Source organism: Kaistia sp. MMO-174 (genome assembly GCF_037147815.1).
In the GTDB taxonomy this organism is placed as follows: domain Bacteria; phylum Pseudomonadota; class Alphaproteobacteria; order Rhizobiales; family Kaistiaceae; genus Kaistia; species Kaistia nematophila.
The window spans coordinates 392,015-407,504 of sequence record NZ_JBBCUO010000003.1; the positions used below are offsets into that span (position 1 = coordinate 392,015).

Here is a 15,490-nt window from a genome sequence, read left to right on the forward strand (position 1 = left end):
AATTTTAATGAGTGAGTACATACTCATTAAAAAGACAAAAACCCTATCGGGCAATTCCTCGCCAGAAGGCGTCGAAGCCGGCGCGCTTGTAGTGTTCGCGCTTGTCCGGGTACCGCATGATGAATTCGAGCGTCGTCTCGGCCAACGTGTCGAGAATGGCGCTGACATAGGCCGCGTCATATTCCGTCGAGACGTGACTGGCGAGGTTGCCCTCCAGCCGCCCGACGATTTCCTCGAACAGCCCGCTGGCGCGACAACGGCTGGCCTCCGAAACGCGATCCGAAACCTTGAGCTGCCGGATCGTCTTCCGCTTGGCCGGGTTGGCCGCGCCCCAGTCGATCAGGCGGCTCCAGATATGCCGGGTCCGCTCATACGGGCTGCCATCCGTCGGGTAGTCATCCAGCAGCGCCGCCGCCAGTTCCGCCTCGATTTCAAGGAAGAGTTCGTTGAGGAGGTCGTCCTTGGTGGCAAAATAGGTGAAGAGCGTCCCCTCGGCGAAGCCGGCCTCCTTGGCGATCTTGGCCGTCGGCGCGCCGGTTCCCTGCGCCGCCACCAGATCGACGGCGGCGGTCAGGATCGCTTCGCGCTTTTCTTCACTGAGGGGGCGTGCCATTCGAATACCCTATGAGCGAGTGCTTGCTCATTATAATTGGGTCAAGGGTAGCGACGCTTCAAGGGGCTTTCTTCCAAAGGGACGTTTTTCCTCGCCGGGCAAGACAAGCCGGCGCTGATTCATGCAGGGTATCAGCGGCTTGGACCCTATGCGTTATTTCAAGGGCCGGCTGAGCCATGAACGCCGGTATTCCCGGCTCATCCCGGGAATGGCCAGCGATGGCAGCATGACACGCTGAAAATGTGTACGCCCTATCAGCGATCTGCGAGCACAGTGTTGAGCAGGTACTGGCCATAGCTGCTCCTGCCGAGCGCGATGCCGAGGTGTTCGAGCGCTGCCGCGTCGATGAAGCCCATGAGATAGGCGATTTCCTCGGGACAGCAGATCTTCAGGCCCTGCCGTTTCTCGAAGGTGCGCACGAATTCCGATGCCTCGATCAGGCTGTCCGGCGTGCCGGTATCGAGCCAGGCATAGCCACGCCCCATCTTCTCGACATGCAGCGCGCCACGTTCGAGATAGGCGCTGTTTACGTCGGTGATTTCCAGTTCGCCGCGCGCCGAGGGCTTCAGGTCGGCGGCGATGTCGACCACCGCCTCGTCATAGAAATAGAGCCCGGTCACCGCCCAGTTCGACTTCGGAGCCTTCGGCTTCTCCTCAATCGAGATGGCCTTCTGGTCGCGGTCGAAGGCCACCACGCCGTACCGCTCCGGATCCTGCACATGATAGGCGAACACGGTTGCCCCCCTCGTCCGCGCCCGGGCCTCCGCCAGCAGGTCCGTCAGGCCATGACCGAAGAAGATGTTGTCGCCGAGGATCAGCGCCGACCGCGAGCCGGCGACGAAATCCGCACCGATCCGATAGGCCTGCGCCAATCCCTCCGGCGCTGCCTGCTCGGCATAGGAAAGCGCGATACCCCATTGCGAACCGTCGCCGAGCAGCGCCTGGAACTTCGGCAGGTCCTGCGGCGTCGAGATGATCAGAATGTCGCGAATGCCGGCCAGCATCAGCGTCGACAGCGGATAATAGATCATCGGCTTGTCGTAGATCGGCAGCAACTGCTTGCTGGTGACAAGCGTCATCGGATGCAGCCGCGTGCCGGCGCCGCCGGCGAGAACGATACCCTTCATGCCGCATTCCGTTCGAGATCGAGGATGGCGTCGACGGCGACGCCGAGGCTGTCCGGCCAGCCGGGGAGCCGGACGCCGAAGCTCTGTTCCGTCCGCCCGCAATCGAGCCGGGAATCGCGCGGCCGCGCCGCCGGCGCGACATAGGCATCGCCCGAGATCCGGCCGAGCGTCGGCACCTTGCGCCCGGCTTCGGCAAGCCGCGCCATGACGCCTGAGGCAAGGTCGAACCAGCTCGCCTCGACGCTGCCGGCGAGATGAAAGATGCCGCCCGAGGCGACGCCCCTCGCCTGCCCGGCGATCGCCAGCAGGCCGTCGGCGAGATCGACGGCATGGGTCGGATTGCCGAAGCGGTCGGCAACGATGTCGAGATGCTCCCGCTCGCCGGCGAGGCGGACCATGGTGCGGACGAAATTGCCGCCATCCTGGCCATAGACCCAGCCGGTGCGGAAGATCAGCGCGTCGGGATACTCAGTCAGCACCCGCGCTTCGCCGGCGAGCTTGGTGCGCCCATAGACGCCGAGCGGATTCGTCGCGTCGGTTTCGACGTAGGGCTCGCCCTTCTCGCCGTCGAAGACATAGTCGGTCGAGACATGCAGGAACGGCAGGCCGAGTTTTCGCGCGCTGGCGGCGAGAGCCGCTGCACCGTCACGGTTGATCGCCATGGCGAGCGCTTCCTCGCTTTCGGCCCGGTCGACCGCCGTATAGGCGGCGGCGTTCAGGATCAGATCCGGCTCGAAGCTGGCGATCCGCTTCGCAGCACCATCGGGATCGGCAAGATCCAGCGCCGGCCGGCCGAAGGTCTCGACGACATGGCCATGCGCGGCCGCCCGCGCCGCGAGCGCGCGCGCCAACTGGCCGCTGGAGCCGGCAACGAAGATCCGCATCAGTCCGCGCCCTCCAGCAGGCCGAGGCGCTGGCCGCGATAGACGCCGCTGCGGATCGGCTCCCACCAGTCGCGCCGGTCGAGATACCAGGCGACGGTCTTCTCGATGCCGCTGTCAAAGTTTTCCGCCGCCCGCCAGCCGAGTTCCGTCTCCGCCTTGGTCGGGTCGATGGCGTAGCGCTGGTCGTGGCCGGGCCGGTCGGCGACGAACTCGATCAGTTCGGCATGCCGCCGGCCGCCGAGTCGGCGATCGAGAATGGCGCAGATGCCCTGCACCACGTCGAGATTGGTGCGCTCGTTGCGGCCGCCGATATTGTAGCTCGCGCCCGGCTTGCCCCGCGTCAACGCCAGGAACAGGGCGCGGGCGTGATCCTCGACATAGAGCCAGTCGCGCACATTGGAGCCGTCGCCATAGACGCGGATCGGCGCGCCGTCGAGCGCGTTCAGGATGACGAGCGGGATCAGCTTCTCCGGGAAGTGGTACGGCCCGTAATTGTTGGAGCAGTTGGAGATCAGCGCCGGCAGGCCATAGGTGCGCTGCCAGGCGCGGACCAGATGGTCCGACGCGGCCTTGCTGGCCGAATAGGGCGAGGAAGGGTCATAGGGCGTCGCCTCGTGGAACAGGCCGTCCTCCCCGAGCGAGCCGAACACCTCGTCGGTCGAGACATGCAGGAAGCGGAAGGCCGAGCGCTTCTCGGCGCCGAGCGTGTCGTGATAGGCGCGCGCCGCTTCCAGCAGCGTCGCCGTACCCATGATGTTGGTCTCGAGGAACACGCCGGGAGCACCGATCGATCGGTCGACATGGCTCTCGGCCGCGAGATGGATGACGCCGTCCGGCTCGTAGCGACGGAAGACGTCGGCAAGCGCGCCCGCATCGCCAATGTCGGCCTGCACGAAGGCATAGAGCGGATGATCGGCGATCGGCGCCAGCGAGGCGAGGTTCGCGGCATAGGTCAGCTTGTCGACATTGACGACGGCGACCCCGAGATCACCGACCAGATGCCGGCAAAGAGCCGAACCGATGAAGCCGGCGCCGCCGGTAACGAGAACACGCATACGAGACCGACCACCCTGTTGAGCGGTCAGCCTAACCCCCTCGCCATGTCATCGCAAAGGCGGCCTGTGGACGAAGGCTCAGGCGCTGCCGATGAAGATGCCGGCGGCCAGCACCAGCAGGCCGCCCAGCACGACCTGCCCCATGGCGGAATGGAACTTCGTGTCCATGTAGCGCCAGCGGATCCAGGCGATGGCGATGAGTTCGGCCAGCACCACGACACCGGCCACCACCGTCGCCGTCCAGAAATGCGGGATGAGGAAGGGCAGCGTGTGGCCGAGGCCACCGATCGCGGTCATCACGCCGCAGACGACGCCGCGCAGCCAGGGATGGCCGCGGCCGGTGATGACGCCGTCGTCCGACAGCGCTTCGGTGAGGCCCATTGAGATGCCGGCGCCGATCGAGGCGGCGAGACCGACCAGAAAGGCGCTGAACGAATTCTGCGTAGCGAAGGCGGCGGCGAAGATCGGCGCCAGCGTCGAGACGGAGCCGTCGATCAGGCCGGCAAGGCCGGGCTGGACCACCTGCATGACGAACATGCGCCGCCGCGTCGCGTCCTCCTCGCTCCGCACGCTCTCGCGCAGGTGCTCGGCCTCGAGTTCCTCGACCTTGCGCTCGTGCTGCGCCTCCATGGCGGCGAGGTCGCCGAGCAGCTTTCGCACATCCGGGTCGGTCGCCCGCTCGGCCGCCTTCAGATACAGGCGCTGCGCCTCGAGCTCCATCGTCGCGGCGTCGAGCCGGAAGCCGTCGACCGAGATGTTGCGCATCGACCAGACCGGCGCATGCCGGACGAAGCCGCGCACGTCGTCGCGCCGGACGAGTGGGATATGGTCACCGAACTTTTCCTTGAAGAGATCGATCAGCAGGCGCCGGTGCCCGTCCTCCTCGACCGCCATGGCGTCGAAGACCCTGGCCGAACCGGGAAAGTCGGGCGCAAGCCGCTCCGCCATGTCGCGATAGCGCCGGGCATCCTCTTCCTCGGCGCCGATCGCCAGCGCCATGACCTCGCGCACCGAGAGGTCCTTGAACGAGCGCTTGCCGAATGAAAACACGGGAGTAGTCCTTGCAGATTAGAATTTTTCTAATCTGGTATCAGCTGCGCCTTCCCTTCACAAGCGCGACACCTTGCCAAAGAGGTTGCCGGATGGGGATCGGCGAAGCGGCGCCAGCGGCACGGCACGGCGGCGCGAACCAAAGAAAATGGCCGGGATTCGGGTCCCGGCCATCGGATCGAAAGGTCCTGAGTGCGGTGGTCAGATCGAAACCGCGATCGCCCGCTTCTCCTTGACCGACTGCAGCGCGGCGTCGGCGAGCACCAGCGCCTTCCAGCCGTCCTCGCCGGAAGGTGTCGCCGGCCCACCCTTCTCGACGGCCTGAATGAAGGCGGCGATCTCGTTGCGATACGCCTCCGTGTAGCGGGTCATGAAGAAGTTCAGCAGCGGCTCGCGGCGATAGCCATCGCGATTGGCGATCTCGACATTGGTGGCGCGCAGATTGTCGGCGCTGACCAGCCCCTTCGAGCCATGCACCTCGATGCGCTGGTCATAGCCATAGCTGGCGCGGCGCGAATTCGAGATCTGAGCGATGCGGCCGGATTTCGTCGTCAGCACGACGGAGGCGCTGTCGAAATCGCCGAGCTTGCCGATCTCCGGATCGACCAGCACCGACGCCGAGGCGAAGACGCTGACCGGCTCCTCGCCGAGCAGGAAGCGCGCCATGTCGAAATCATGGATGGTCATGTCGCGGAACAGCCCGCCCGAACGGCGGATATAGTCGGCCGGCGGCGGGCCGGGATCGCGCGAGGTGATCGACACCATCTCGACCTTGCCGATGGCGCCGGCGTCGATCTGCCGCCGCACCTCGATGAAGTTCGGATCGAAGCGGCGATTGAAGCCGACCATCAGCAGCGCCTTCTCCGCCGCGACGACGGCGAGGCATTCCTTGACGCGGGCGACGTCGAGATCGACCGGCTTCTCGCAGAAGATCGCCTTTCCGGCGCGCGCCGCCTGCTCGATCATGCTGGCGTGCAGGTCGGTCGGCGTCGTGATCAGGACGGCGTCGATGTCGCCGGCGTTCATGATCGCGTCGGCCTCGCGCACTTCCGCGCCGGTCGCGGCGGCGAGCGCCTTGGCCGCCTCGGGGAAGGCGTCGGCAACGGCGACGAGCGTCGCGCCCGCATTCGCCGCGATCGCGCCGGCATGTACCTTGCCGATCCGGCCCGCTCCGAGAAGTCCCAGTCTCACGGTCATTCCAATTTCCTCAATCTGGTTCGGCGCCCGCAGGGCTCGCCGGTCTGGAGCTCAATCGATGTCGACCCAGCCGCGCGTCTCGTGCGAGCGGGCCATGGCATGGACGGTGCGTTCGATCCGCAATCCCGTTGCAAACTCGATCAGATGGGCCGGCTCGCCGGCGATCCGCCGCATCAGTTCGCGCGCCTCGATCACCTTCAGATCATTGAAGCCGAGGCCATGGCCCGGCGCCGGGATGAAGCGGTCATAGGGTGGATGCACCGTCCCGGTCAGGATGGTGCGGAAGCCCTGCTCGGCCGCCGGTCCGCGCGCCTGGAACAGCTGCAGCTCGTTCATCCGCTCCTGGTCGTAGAGCAGCGAGCCCTCGGAGCCGAAGATCTGGATGGCGATCCGGCCCTTGCGGCCCCAGGCCGAGCGATTGACCAGCAGGCTGCCAGACGCGCCGCTTTGAAGGCGGAACAGGATGTTGGCGATATCGTGCGTCTCGACCGCGCGGCTGCCGCCCGAGGCCAATGGCCGCTCGGCATAGGGCTTCGCCATGTCGACCACGACGCTCGCCAGCGGCCCGACCAGAACGGTGAGCAGCGACAGCGGATGCACGGCGAAATCGTCGAGCGCGCCATAGCCCGATGCCGCCTCGCTCTTCCAGCCGAACGGCGCCGCCGCGTCGGCCATGAAGTCCTCGTCCATCTCGACGCGGACATGGTTGACCGTGCCGATCGCGCCGTCCGCGATCAGCCGGCGCATGTGCCGCGTGGCGGGGTTCTGGATGTAGTTGTAGCCGAGCGCCGCCACCTTGCCGGATGCTTCGGCTGCCTCAAGCATCGCCGTCGCGTCGGCGAGCGACGTCGCCATCGGCTTCTCGCACCAGACATGCTTGCCGGCCGTGAGCGCGGCGATCGCCATCTCGGCGTGGAACTGGTTCGGCGTCGTGATCGAGACGAGGTCGACCTCGGGATCCTCGACCACCCTGCCCCAGTCGCCCGAGGCGCGGGCGAAGCCCAGTTCCGTCGCCTTGCTTCTGGCCAGCGCCTCGTTCGCCTCGCCAAGATGCACCAGCCTTGGCCGTGCCACGTCGCCGAAGGTCGGCGCGACGGCGTTCCAGGCGAGCGCATGGCACTTGCCCATGTATCCAGTACCGATCAGCCCGATGCCGAGAGATTTCATGCCCAATATTCCCGATTCTTCCTGCTCTCAGACCGTGCCGCCGAGTTCGGCGGAAAGGTCGGCGAGTTCCTTGCCGCCGGCCATGAGATTCTGCAGTTCGTCCGCCGTGATCTGGCCGCGCGCCGCCGTGCCCAATGTCCGCCCGCGGTTCAGCACGGTGAAGCGGTCGCCGACCGCGAGCGCATGGCGGACATTGTGGGTGATGAAGACGACGCCGAGCCCGCGCTTGCGCACCATGTCGATATATTTGAGCACCATCGACGTCTGCCGGACACCGAGCGCCGAGGTGGGCTCGTCGAGGATCAGTACCTTGGCGCCGAAATAGACGGCGCGCGAGATCGCCACGCATTGGCGCTCGCCGCCCGAAAGCGTGCCGACCGCCTGACCGGGATCGCGCACGTCGATGCCGATCCGCTGCATTTCCTCGCGCGTGACGCGGTCGCAGAAGCCCATGTCCATGAAGCGGAACGGCCAGATGCCCTTGACCGGCTCGCGACCCATGAAGAAGTTCCGCGTCACCGACATCAGCGGGATCATGGCGAGGTCCTGGTAGACCGTGGCGATGCCGGCATCGAGCGCCTGACGCGGGCTGGTGAAATGCACCGGCTGGCCGTTCAGGAGCATCTCGCCCCGGGTCAGCCTGTGCACGCCCGCCATCGTCTTGATGAAGGTGGACTTGCCAGCGCCATTGTCGCCGAGCAGACAATGCACCTCGCCGGCATGGATCGAGATCGACACGCCGGCGAGCGCCACCACGGAGCCGAAATGCTTCTCGATGTCGCGCATTTCCAGGATCGGCGTCGTCATCAGCGCTCTCCCGTCACGCGCTTGCGGATGATGTTGTTGAAGAACACGGCCATCAGCAGCATGCCGCCGAGGAAGACGAGGTACCAATCCTGGTCGATGGCGGTGTAGGTGAGGCCGATCAGCACCATGCCGAAGATGACGGCGCCGACCGCCGCGCCCACGACCGAGCCATAGCCGCCCGTCAGCAGGCAGCCGCCGATCACCGCGGCGATGATCGCCTCGAACTCCTTCTGGAAGCCACGCCGGGCATCCGTCGAGCCGGCATCGAGCACCGTCAGCACGGCCACCAGCGCCGCGCAGCAGGCCGTGAGGACGAAGAGGGACGTCTTCACCCGCCGGGTCGGGACGCCAGAATTGCGCGCGGCATTGGGATCGCCACCGGCGGCGAAGATCCAGTTGCCATAGCGCGTGCGGGCCAGGACGATGGCGCAGACGACGGCGAGCCCGACGAACCAGACGATCTCGACCGGGACGCCGGTCACCTTGGGCTGGCCGTTCGGGAACTTGGCGATCCAGTCATGCGCGGCGAGCCAGGCGAACAGGCCCTCGAACGCGTCGCCGGCGAAGAGCTTGTAGATGAAGGCGTCGAGCGAAGTCCGCGTCGCCGCCTCGCGCACGCCGCGCAATTGCGTCGCGCCGCCGGTCGCCCATTTGAGCCCGACCAGCGAAAGACCCCGGAGTACGAACAGGAAGGCGAGCGTGACGATGAAACTCGGCAGGCCGGTGTGGATGACGAGCTGGCCGTTGATGAAGCCGATCGCGGCGGCGCAGATAAAGGCGATCAGGATCGCCACCGGCAGCGGCAGGCCGAAGGTGACGAGGCAGGCGGCGAAGATCAGGCCGGCGAAGGCAACCATCGAACCGACTGAAAGGTCGAACTCGCCGCCAACCATCAGCAGCGAGGCACCGATCGCCAGGATGCCGAGCTGGGCCGCCGGCGCCATGAAGTTCATGATCCCGGACAGCTCGAACATCACCGGATTGGCGATCGCGATGAAGAAGCTCGTCACGATGACGAGGCCGAGTATGGCCCCGAGTTCGGGCCGGCGCAGCAGGCGCGTCAGCGCCGACGCATGCTTGAGCCGTTCATCGGCCGCCTTGGCGGCCAGCGCCGACGGGCTATTCGGCTCGGTCATGGCGGCGTCCTCCCTGCTTCGCCATCCTGTCCCGCCGGCTGCCAGCGCCGAAGAGACGAGCCGATGCATCCACGACGGCAGTACCTGGAAGCGGGCGCACCGCGAAGGTGCCGGGCGCCGTCATCGCGGCGGCGCTGACCTGATTGCTGCGCATTTCGTCTTTCCGACTTGGGTATTCGGCGGAGGCCGCGGATCTTTCGTGGGATCGACGCGCCTCGGCGGAGGAATCGGGAAAACGGGCGCGCGCGGGAGGGGGTGCGCGCGCCCGGGATGGCCTCAGCGAATGCCCTTGGCCGACAGTTCCACCACCTTGGCGGCCGAGTCCTTGGTCACGAGATTGGGACCCGACGGCACGTCGCCGCCCGGCATCAGGCCGTACTTGCTGTGCAGCGCCAGGAAGGCGACGGGCAGATAGCCCTGCAGGAACTGCTGCTGGTCGATGGCGAAGGCCGCCTTGCCGTCGGCGACGGCCTGCAGGAAGCCAGCCGAAAGATCGAAGGTGGCGACATTGACCTTGCCGTCCATGCCGGATTCCGAAACGGCGGCGACGGCCGGTTCGCCGGCGAGCGACGCATTCAGGGTCAGGATGGCGTCGATCGCCGGGTCCGAGGCAAGCGCCGCCTTGACCTTGGCCTTGACGTCGGCCGGATCGTTGGACGTCGGCAGCACGGTCACGGCGCCGAAGCCGTCGGTGAAGCCCTTGCAGCGCAGGTCGAGCGAGACGTTGCCCACTTCCTGGTTGACGCAGAGCCCCTTCTTGGCGCCCATCGTCTTCAGCTTCTCGCCGGCGGCCTTGCCGGCGTCATATTCGCTCTGGCCGACATGAAGCAGCGCGCCGAGCTTCTTCGAGACGTCGGAGCCGGAATTCATCGAGATGACGGGGATGCCGGCGGCGACCGCCTTCTGGATCGACGGCCCGAGCGCATCGGCATCCGGGATCGAGACGACGAGGCCTTCCGGCTTCTGGTTGACGGCGGCATCGATCAGTTGCGCCATCGCGACCATGTCGAAGGTCTCCGGCGCGCGGTAGTCGACCTTGACGCCCAGATCCTTGCCGGCCTCGGCGACGCCGTTCTTGACCACCGACCAGAACGGATCCGAGGCCTGGCCGTGGGTGACGACGATGATGTCGGCATGGGCGGCGAGCGTGGAGACGGCAAGCGCCGTCGCGGCGAGCATTGCCTTGAATTTCAGCTTCATGACATTCCTCCCGAGAATGAAAAAGGGCGGGAATCCGGCGTCTTTTTTTGGCTCTGATTTCCCTCGCATCGAGAATTTCGGAACAAAACAGCTCCGCATGTCGATGTCGGAACATTCATTCCATAGAGGTTGACACCCGTCAAGAGTTGATTTTCGGCGAGAAGTGGGAGCAAGCTGCGGAAAATGCGCTGGAAAGGCCCGCGATGACGACGCCCGACGACCCCGATGCCTTGCCGCCCCGCGACTTCTGGAACCTGCGCAACCTGATGGTGAGCCGCAAGGACACGCTGCCGAAGCGCCTCGCCCAGGTCGCGATCTATGCCGTCGCCAATCCCGACGACGTCGCCTTCGGCACGGCGGCCAGCATCGCCGAGAAGGCGGAAGTGCAGCCGTCGACGCTGGTGCGCTTCGCCCAGGCCTTCGGCTATCAAGGCTTTTCCGACCTGCAGGCGGTATTCCAGGACCGGCTGCGCGACCGCACGTCGAACTATTCCGAGCGACTTTCCTCGCTGCGCTCGCATGTCGCCGGCGACAGCAAATCGGCGACACTCTTCTCAGGCTTCTGCAAGGCAGCGGAACGCTCCGTCGGCTCGCTGCGCGAGCGCGTCCAGGTCGAACAGATCGACGAGGCGGCGGCGCTGCTCGCCAAGGCCGAGACGATCTACCTGATCGGCCAGCGCCGCTCCTTCCCGGTCACCTCCTATATGAGCTACGCCTTCGGCAAGCTCGGCGTGAAATCCGTGCTGGTCGGCTCGGCGCAGGGCAACGACCCGGAAACCCTCTCCTTTGCCACCCCGCGCGACGCGGCGATCGCCATCTCCTTCACCCCCTATGCCTCGGCGACGCTCGCCTATGCGCGCCAGATCAACGAGGCAGGCACGCCGCTCGTCGTCATCACCGACAGCCCGTTCAGCCCGCTGATTCCCAAGCTTGGCGTCTGGTTCGAAGTGGTCGAAGCCGACTTCGAGGGTTTCCGCTCGCTCTCCGCCTCGATGGCGCTCGCCATGACGCTGACCGTCGCCGTCGCAGAGGCGCGGCGCGGTGGATGATCCGCTTATTCCATATTGACGAAATCGCAGAATTTTTGTTTCACTCTCCGCGACAGTGAAGGGGGCGCCAGGCCGCCGTTCCGGTAACGGTACGGCAACCCCTCGTTAACCGAGACGGAGAATGCGATGACCGAGGCTCCCGGAGCCGGCAGGGCGGCCCGACCGCTCGATGTGATCACCATCGGGAGATCATCGGTCGATCTCTACGGCCAGCAGATCTTTTCCCGCCTCGAGGACATCACCTCCTTCGCCAAGTCGGTCGGCGGCTGCCCGTCCAATATCGCCATCGGCACGGCGCGGCTCGGCTTGAAGTCGGCCGTCATCACCCGCGTCGGCGACGAGCAGATGGGCCGCTTCATTCGCGAACAGATGGCGCGCGAGGGCGTCGCCACCGACGGCATCGCCACCGACCCCGACCGCCTGACGGCCCTGGTGCTGCTCGCCGTCGAGGACGAGGGCGTCTCGCCGATGATCTTCTACCGCACCGACTGCGCCGACATGGCGCTGTCGGAGGCGGATATCGACGAGGCCTTCATCGCCTCGGCCGAGGCGATCGTCGTCACCGGCACGCATTTCTCGCGGGAGAACAGCGACGCGGCGCAGCGCAAGGCGATCCGGATCGCCAAGGCGAATGGCGGCAAGGTCGTGTTCGACATCGACTACCGCCCCAATCTCTGGGGCCTCGCCGGCCATGGCGACGGCTTCGCCCGCTATGTGAAATCCGACCGCGTCTCCGAGCAGTTGAAGTCGATCCTGCCCGATTGCGACCTGATCGTCGGCACGGAAGAAGAAATCCGCATCGCGTCGGGCGCCGACGACGTGCTCGGCGCACTGAAGACGATCCGGGCGCTGTCGAAGGCGACCATCGTGCTGAAGCGCGGCGCCATGGGCTGCATCGTCTATGAAGGCGACATCCCCGACGACCTCGAGCAGGGCATCGTCGGCAGGGGTTTTCCCATCGAGGTCTACAACGTGCTCGGCGCCGGCGACGCCTTCATGTCCGGCTTCCTGCGCGGCTGGCTGAAGGGAGAGACACTGGAGACCGCCGCCACCTGGGCCAATGCCTGCGGCGCCTTCGCCGTGTCGCGGCTGCTCTGCTCGCCGGAATATCCGACCTGGACCGAGCTTTCGTATTTCCTCGCCCATGGCAGCCCGCACCGGGCGCTGCGCAAGGACACTGATATCAACCACCTGCACTGGGCGACCACCCGCCGCGATCAGCCGGATACGCTGATGGCGCTGGCGATCGACCATCGCTCGCAGCTCGAAGCCGTGGCCGACCGGCTCAAGGTGCCGCGTGAAAAGATCGAGGGCATCAAGGCGCTCGCGGTCGAGGCGGCGGCCCGCATCGCCAAGGGCCGGCCCGGCTTCGGCATGCTGCTCGATTCGACCTACGGCCAGAAGGCGTTTCCCCGCGCTTCCGAGCAGGGCTTCTGGATCGGCCGGCCGGTGGAGAAGCCTGGCTCCCGTCCGCTCGATTTCGATCACCTGCCCGATCTCGGCAGCCATCTCTCCGAATGGCCGATCGGCCATACGGTCAAGTGCCTCTGCTTCTATCATCCCGACGACAGCGCCGAGCTGAAGGCGCAGCAGGAGCGCGAACTTTTGCGCGTCGCCGACGCCGCGCGGACGGTCGGGCGCGAATTGCTGATCGAGATCATCGCCGGCAAGCACGGGCAGCTTACCGAGACGACGGTCTCGTCGATCCTCGCCCGGCTCTACGAACTCGGCATCAAGCCGGACTGGTGGAAGCTGGAGCCGCAGACGAGTCCGGCCGCCTGGCAAGCGATCGAGCAGGTCATCCTCACCAACGATCCGCTCTGCCGGGGCATCGTCCTGCTCGGGCTGGAGGCGCCGGAACACGAACTGGTCGCCGCCTTCCGCGCCGCCGCCGCCACGCCGCTGGTGAAGGGTTTCGCGGTGGGCAGGACGATTTTCGCCGAAGCGGCCGAGGGCTGGCTGTCGGGCCGGATCGACGACGAGGCGGCGATCGCCGACATGACCACCCGCTTCGGCAAGCTGGTCGCGGCCTGGGAAAGCGCAAGGCAGTCGGAAGTGGCGTGAGCGTTTCCGGCGTCATCCCCGCGAAGGCGGGGATCCATGCAGCCGCGCCACGGACGGTTCGAGTGGAACGAACCCGGCCTAGTGGATCCCCGCCTTCGCAGGGATGACGGCGGAAAGATGAAGGTCTCTCGCGGCGACAGCGGGGAAAGACTAGCTTGAAGAAAAAGGGAGACCGCCCCTGGCGACCGGGGCGGGGTGCTGCAAAAATGGCCGAGGAAACAGCCCGATGACCACCATCCGTCTCACCATGGCGCAGGCGCTGACGCGATATCTCGCCAGCCAGAAGACCGTCATCGACGGCAGGACCGTGCCGATCTTCGCCGGCGTCTGGGCGATCTTCGGCCATGGCAACGTCGCCGGCATCGGCGAGGCGCTCTATCAGCACCAGGACGACCTGCCGACCTTCCGCGCCCACAACGAGCAGGCGATGGGCCACGCCGCGATCGCCTTCACCAAGGCGAGCTTCCGACGCCGCATGATGGCGGTGACGAGTTCCATCGGGCCGGGCGCCACCAACATGGTGACGGCCTGCGCGCTGGCGCATGTGAACCGCCTGCCCGTCCTGTTTCTGCCCGGCGACGTCTTCGCCAACCGCCGGCCCGATCCTGTGCTGCAGCAGGTCGAGGACTTTGGCGACGGCACGGTCTCGGCCAATGACGTGTTCCGCCCGGTGTCGCGCTACTTCGACCGCATCACCCGTCCCGAGCAGATCCTCGCCGCCCTGCCCCGCGCCATGGCCGTGCTGACCGACCCGGCCGATTGCGGCCCGGTGACGCTGTCGCTCTGCCAGGACGTGCAGGCGGAGGCCTATAATTATCCGGAAGCCTTCTTCGACGAGAAGATCTGGACGCAGCGCCGGCCGCGCGCCTCCGACGACGAACTGGCCGCCGCGACCGCTGCGCTGCGCGCCGCGAAGAAGCCGCTGATCGTCGCCGGCGGCGGCGTGCTCTACTCCGGCGCGACGGCGACGCTTGCCGATTTCGCCGAAGCCCATGGCATCCCGGTCGCCGAGACGCAGGCCGGCAAGTCCTCGCTGCCGGCCGACCACCCGCTCAACATGGGCTCGATCGGCGTTACCGGCACCTCGGCCGCCAACGAACTGGCGGAAGAGGCGGATGTCATCCTCGCCGTCGGCACCCGGCTGCAGGATTTCACCACCGGCTCCTGGGCACTGTTCCAGAACGCGCGCAAGACCATTGTCGGCCTCAACACGCAGGTCTTCGACGCGACCAAGCACCGGGCCTTGCCGCTGGTCGCCGACGCCGACGCGGGCCTGCGCGAACTGGCGCTGCGGCTGGAAGCGCTGAAGGCGCCGGAAGACTGGACGAAGCGGGCGACAGAAGGCCGGACGCGCTGGTTCCTCGCCGCCGATGCCGCAACCGCGCCCACCAACGCCGCCCTGCCCTCGGACGGCCAGGTGATCGGCGCCGTGCAGCGGGCGATCGGGACGGGCGGAACGGTGGTCTGCGCCGCCGGCGGCCTCCCCGGCGAACTGCACAAGCTCTGGCAGGCCGGCGCGCCCGGTTCCTACCATCTCGAATATGGCTATTCGACCATGGGCTACGAGATCGCCGGCGGGCTCGGCGTCAAGATGGCGAAGCCCGACCAGGAAGTCGTCGTGATGGTCGGCGACGGCTCCTACCTGATGATGAACTCGGAGATCGCCACCTCGGTGATGCTGGGGCTGCGGCTCACCATCGTCGTGCTCGACAATGCCGGCTATGGCTGCATCAACCGCCTGCAGATGGCCACCGGCGGCGCTAACTTCAACAACCTGTTCCGCGACGTTCGGCACGAGGTGATGCCCTCGGTCGATTTCGCGGCGCATGCGGCGAGCCTCGGCGCGATCGCGACCAAGGTCGCCTCGATCGCCGAGCTGGAGGCCGGCATCGCGGCGGGATTGAAGAACGACCGCACGACGGTGCTGGTCATCGACACCGACCCGCTGATCACAACGGAGGAAGGCGGCCACTGGTGGGACGTCGCCGTGCCGGAAGTGAGCCCCCGCAGCCAGGTCAACGCCGCACGCAAGGAATACGAGAAGGCAATCCAGGCGCAGCGCGTGCTGGATTGAGGTCTTCCCTTCACCTCTTCCTGAGGGAGAGGTGCAGAAGAGAGTATCGCGGGATGAGAAGAGACGT

General features: G+C 66.4%; 13 protein-coding genes. 3 read left to right on the forward strand and 10 right to left on the reverse strand.

Going from position 1 to position 15,490, the window contains the following annotated elements; translation table 11 throughout:
• Nucleotides 1-43 precede the first annotated feature (43 nt).
• From WFK98_RS13715 to WFK98_RS13760, 10 genes are all read right to left on the reverse strand, one after another.
• Entirely contained in the window at nt 44-613 is a 570-nt protein-coding gene (locus WFK98_RS13715; protein WP_336800599.1) for a TetR/AcrR family transcriptional regulator, read from the reverse strand.
• Nucleotides 614-867: 254 nt separating this feature from the next.
• Nucleotides 868-1,740 carry a glucose-1-phosphate thymidylyltransferase RfbA gene (gene rfbA, locus WFK98_RS13720; protein WP_336800600.1) on the reverse strand — a complete coding sequence of 291 codons (873 nt, stop codon included), beginning with the start codon at nt 1,738-1,740 and terminating at the stop codon, nt 868-870.
• On the reverse strand, nt 1,737-2,624 hold the full coding sequence (gene rfbD, locus WFK98_RS13725; RefSeq protein ID WP_336800601.1) for a dTDP-4-dehydrorhamnose reductase: 888 nt from the start codon (nt 2,622-2,624) through the stop codon (nt 1,737-1,739). Before rfbD ends, rfbA begins: the two co-directional genes overlap by 4 nt.
• Nucleotides 2,624-3,679 (reverse strand): dTDP-glucose 4,6-dehydratase, encoded by a 1,056-nt coding sequence (gene rfbB, locus WFK98_RS13730; RefSeq protein WP_336800602.1) that lies wholly within the window; start codon nt 3,677-3,679, stop codon nt 2,624-2,626. The genes rfbD and rfbB overlap by 1 nt, the downstream gene beginning before the upstream one ends.
• A gap of 78 nt (nt 3,680-3,757) precedes the next feature.
• The gene (mbfA, locus tag WFK98_RS13735) at nt 3,758-4,729 is read right to left on the reverse strand and encodes an iron exporter MbfA (RefSeq protein ID WP_336800603.1); all 972 of its coding nucleotides are present in this window, start codon (nt 4,727-4,729) and stop codon (nt 3,758-3,760) included.
• Nucleotides 4,730-4,930: 201 nt separating this feature from the next.
• The gene (gene iolG, locus WFK98_RS13740; RefSeq protein ID WP_336800604.1) at nt 4,931-5,926 is read right to left on the reverse strand and encodes an inositol 2-dehydrogenase; all 996 of its coding nucleotides are present in this window, start codon (nt 5,924-5,926) and stop codon (nt 4,931-4,933) included.
• A gap of 51 nt (nt 5,927-5,977) precedes the next feature.
• Entirely contained in the window at nt 5,978-7,093 is a 1,116-nt protein-coding gene (locus WFK98_RS13745) for a Gfo/Idh/MocA family protein (RefSeq protein ID WP_336800605.1), read from the reverse strand.
• A 27-nt stretch (nt 7,094-7,120) separates the two neighbouring features.
• Nucleotides 7,121-7,900 carry an ATP-binding cassette domain-containing protein gene (locus WFK98_RS13750; RefSeq protein ID WP_266338508.1) on the reverse strand — a complete coding sequence of 260 codons (780 nt, stop codon included), beginning with the start codon at nt 7,898-7,900 and terminating at the stop codon, nt 7,121-7,123.
• A complete protein-coding gene (locus tag WFK98_RS13755) occupies nt 7,900-9,036 on the reverse strand; it encodes an ABC transporter permease (RefSeq protein WP_336800606.1) in 1,137 nt (378 codons plus the stop codon). The genes WFK98_RS13750 and WFK98_RS13755 overlap by 1 nt, the downstream gene beginning before the upstream one ends.
• Nucleotides 9,037-9,312: 276 nt before the next feature.
• Nucleotides 9,313-10,236 carry a sugar ABC transporter substrate-binding protein gene (locus WFK98_RS13760; RefSeq protein WP_266338510.1) on the reverse strand — a complete coding sequence of 308 codons (924 nt, stop codon included), beginning with the start codon at nt 10,234-10,236 and terminating at the stop codon, nt 9,313-9,315.
• 203 nt (nt 10,237-10,439) lie between these two features.
• Here WFK98_RS13760 and WFK98_RS13765 point away from each other — a divergent pair, with 203 nt between their 5' ends.
• From WFK98_RS13765 to iolD, 3 genes are all read left to right on the forward strand, one after another.
• The gene (locus WFK98_RS13765) at nt 10,440-11,285 is read left to right on the forward strand and encodes a MurR/RpiR family transcriptional regulator (protein WP_336800607.1); all 846 of its coding nucleotides are present in this window, start codon (nt 10,440-10,442) and stop codon (nt 11,283-11,285) included.
• A gap of 126 nt (nt 11,286-11,411) precedes the next feature.
• The gene (locus WFK98_RS13770) at nt 11,412-13,349 is read left to right on the forward strand and encodes a bifunctional 5-dehydro-2-deoxygluconokinase/5-dehydro-2-deoxyphosphogluconate aldolase (protein ID WP_336800608.1); all 1,938 of its coding nucleotides are present in this window, start codon (nt 11,412-11,414) and stop codon (nt 13,347-13,349) included.
• A 226-nt stretch (nt 13,350-13,575) separates the two neighbouring features.
• Nucleotides 13,576-15,423: a 3D-(3,5/4)-trihydroxycyclohexane-1,2-dione acylhydrolase (decyclizing) gene (gene iolD, locus WFK98_RS13775; protein ID WP_336800609.1), complete on the forward strand. Its 1,848-nt coding sequence runs from the start codon at nt 13,576-13,578 to the stop codon at nt 15,421-15,423.
• The last annotated feature ends 67 nt before the right edge of the window (nt 15,424-15,490 follow it).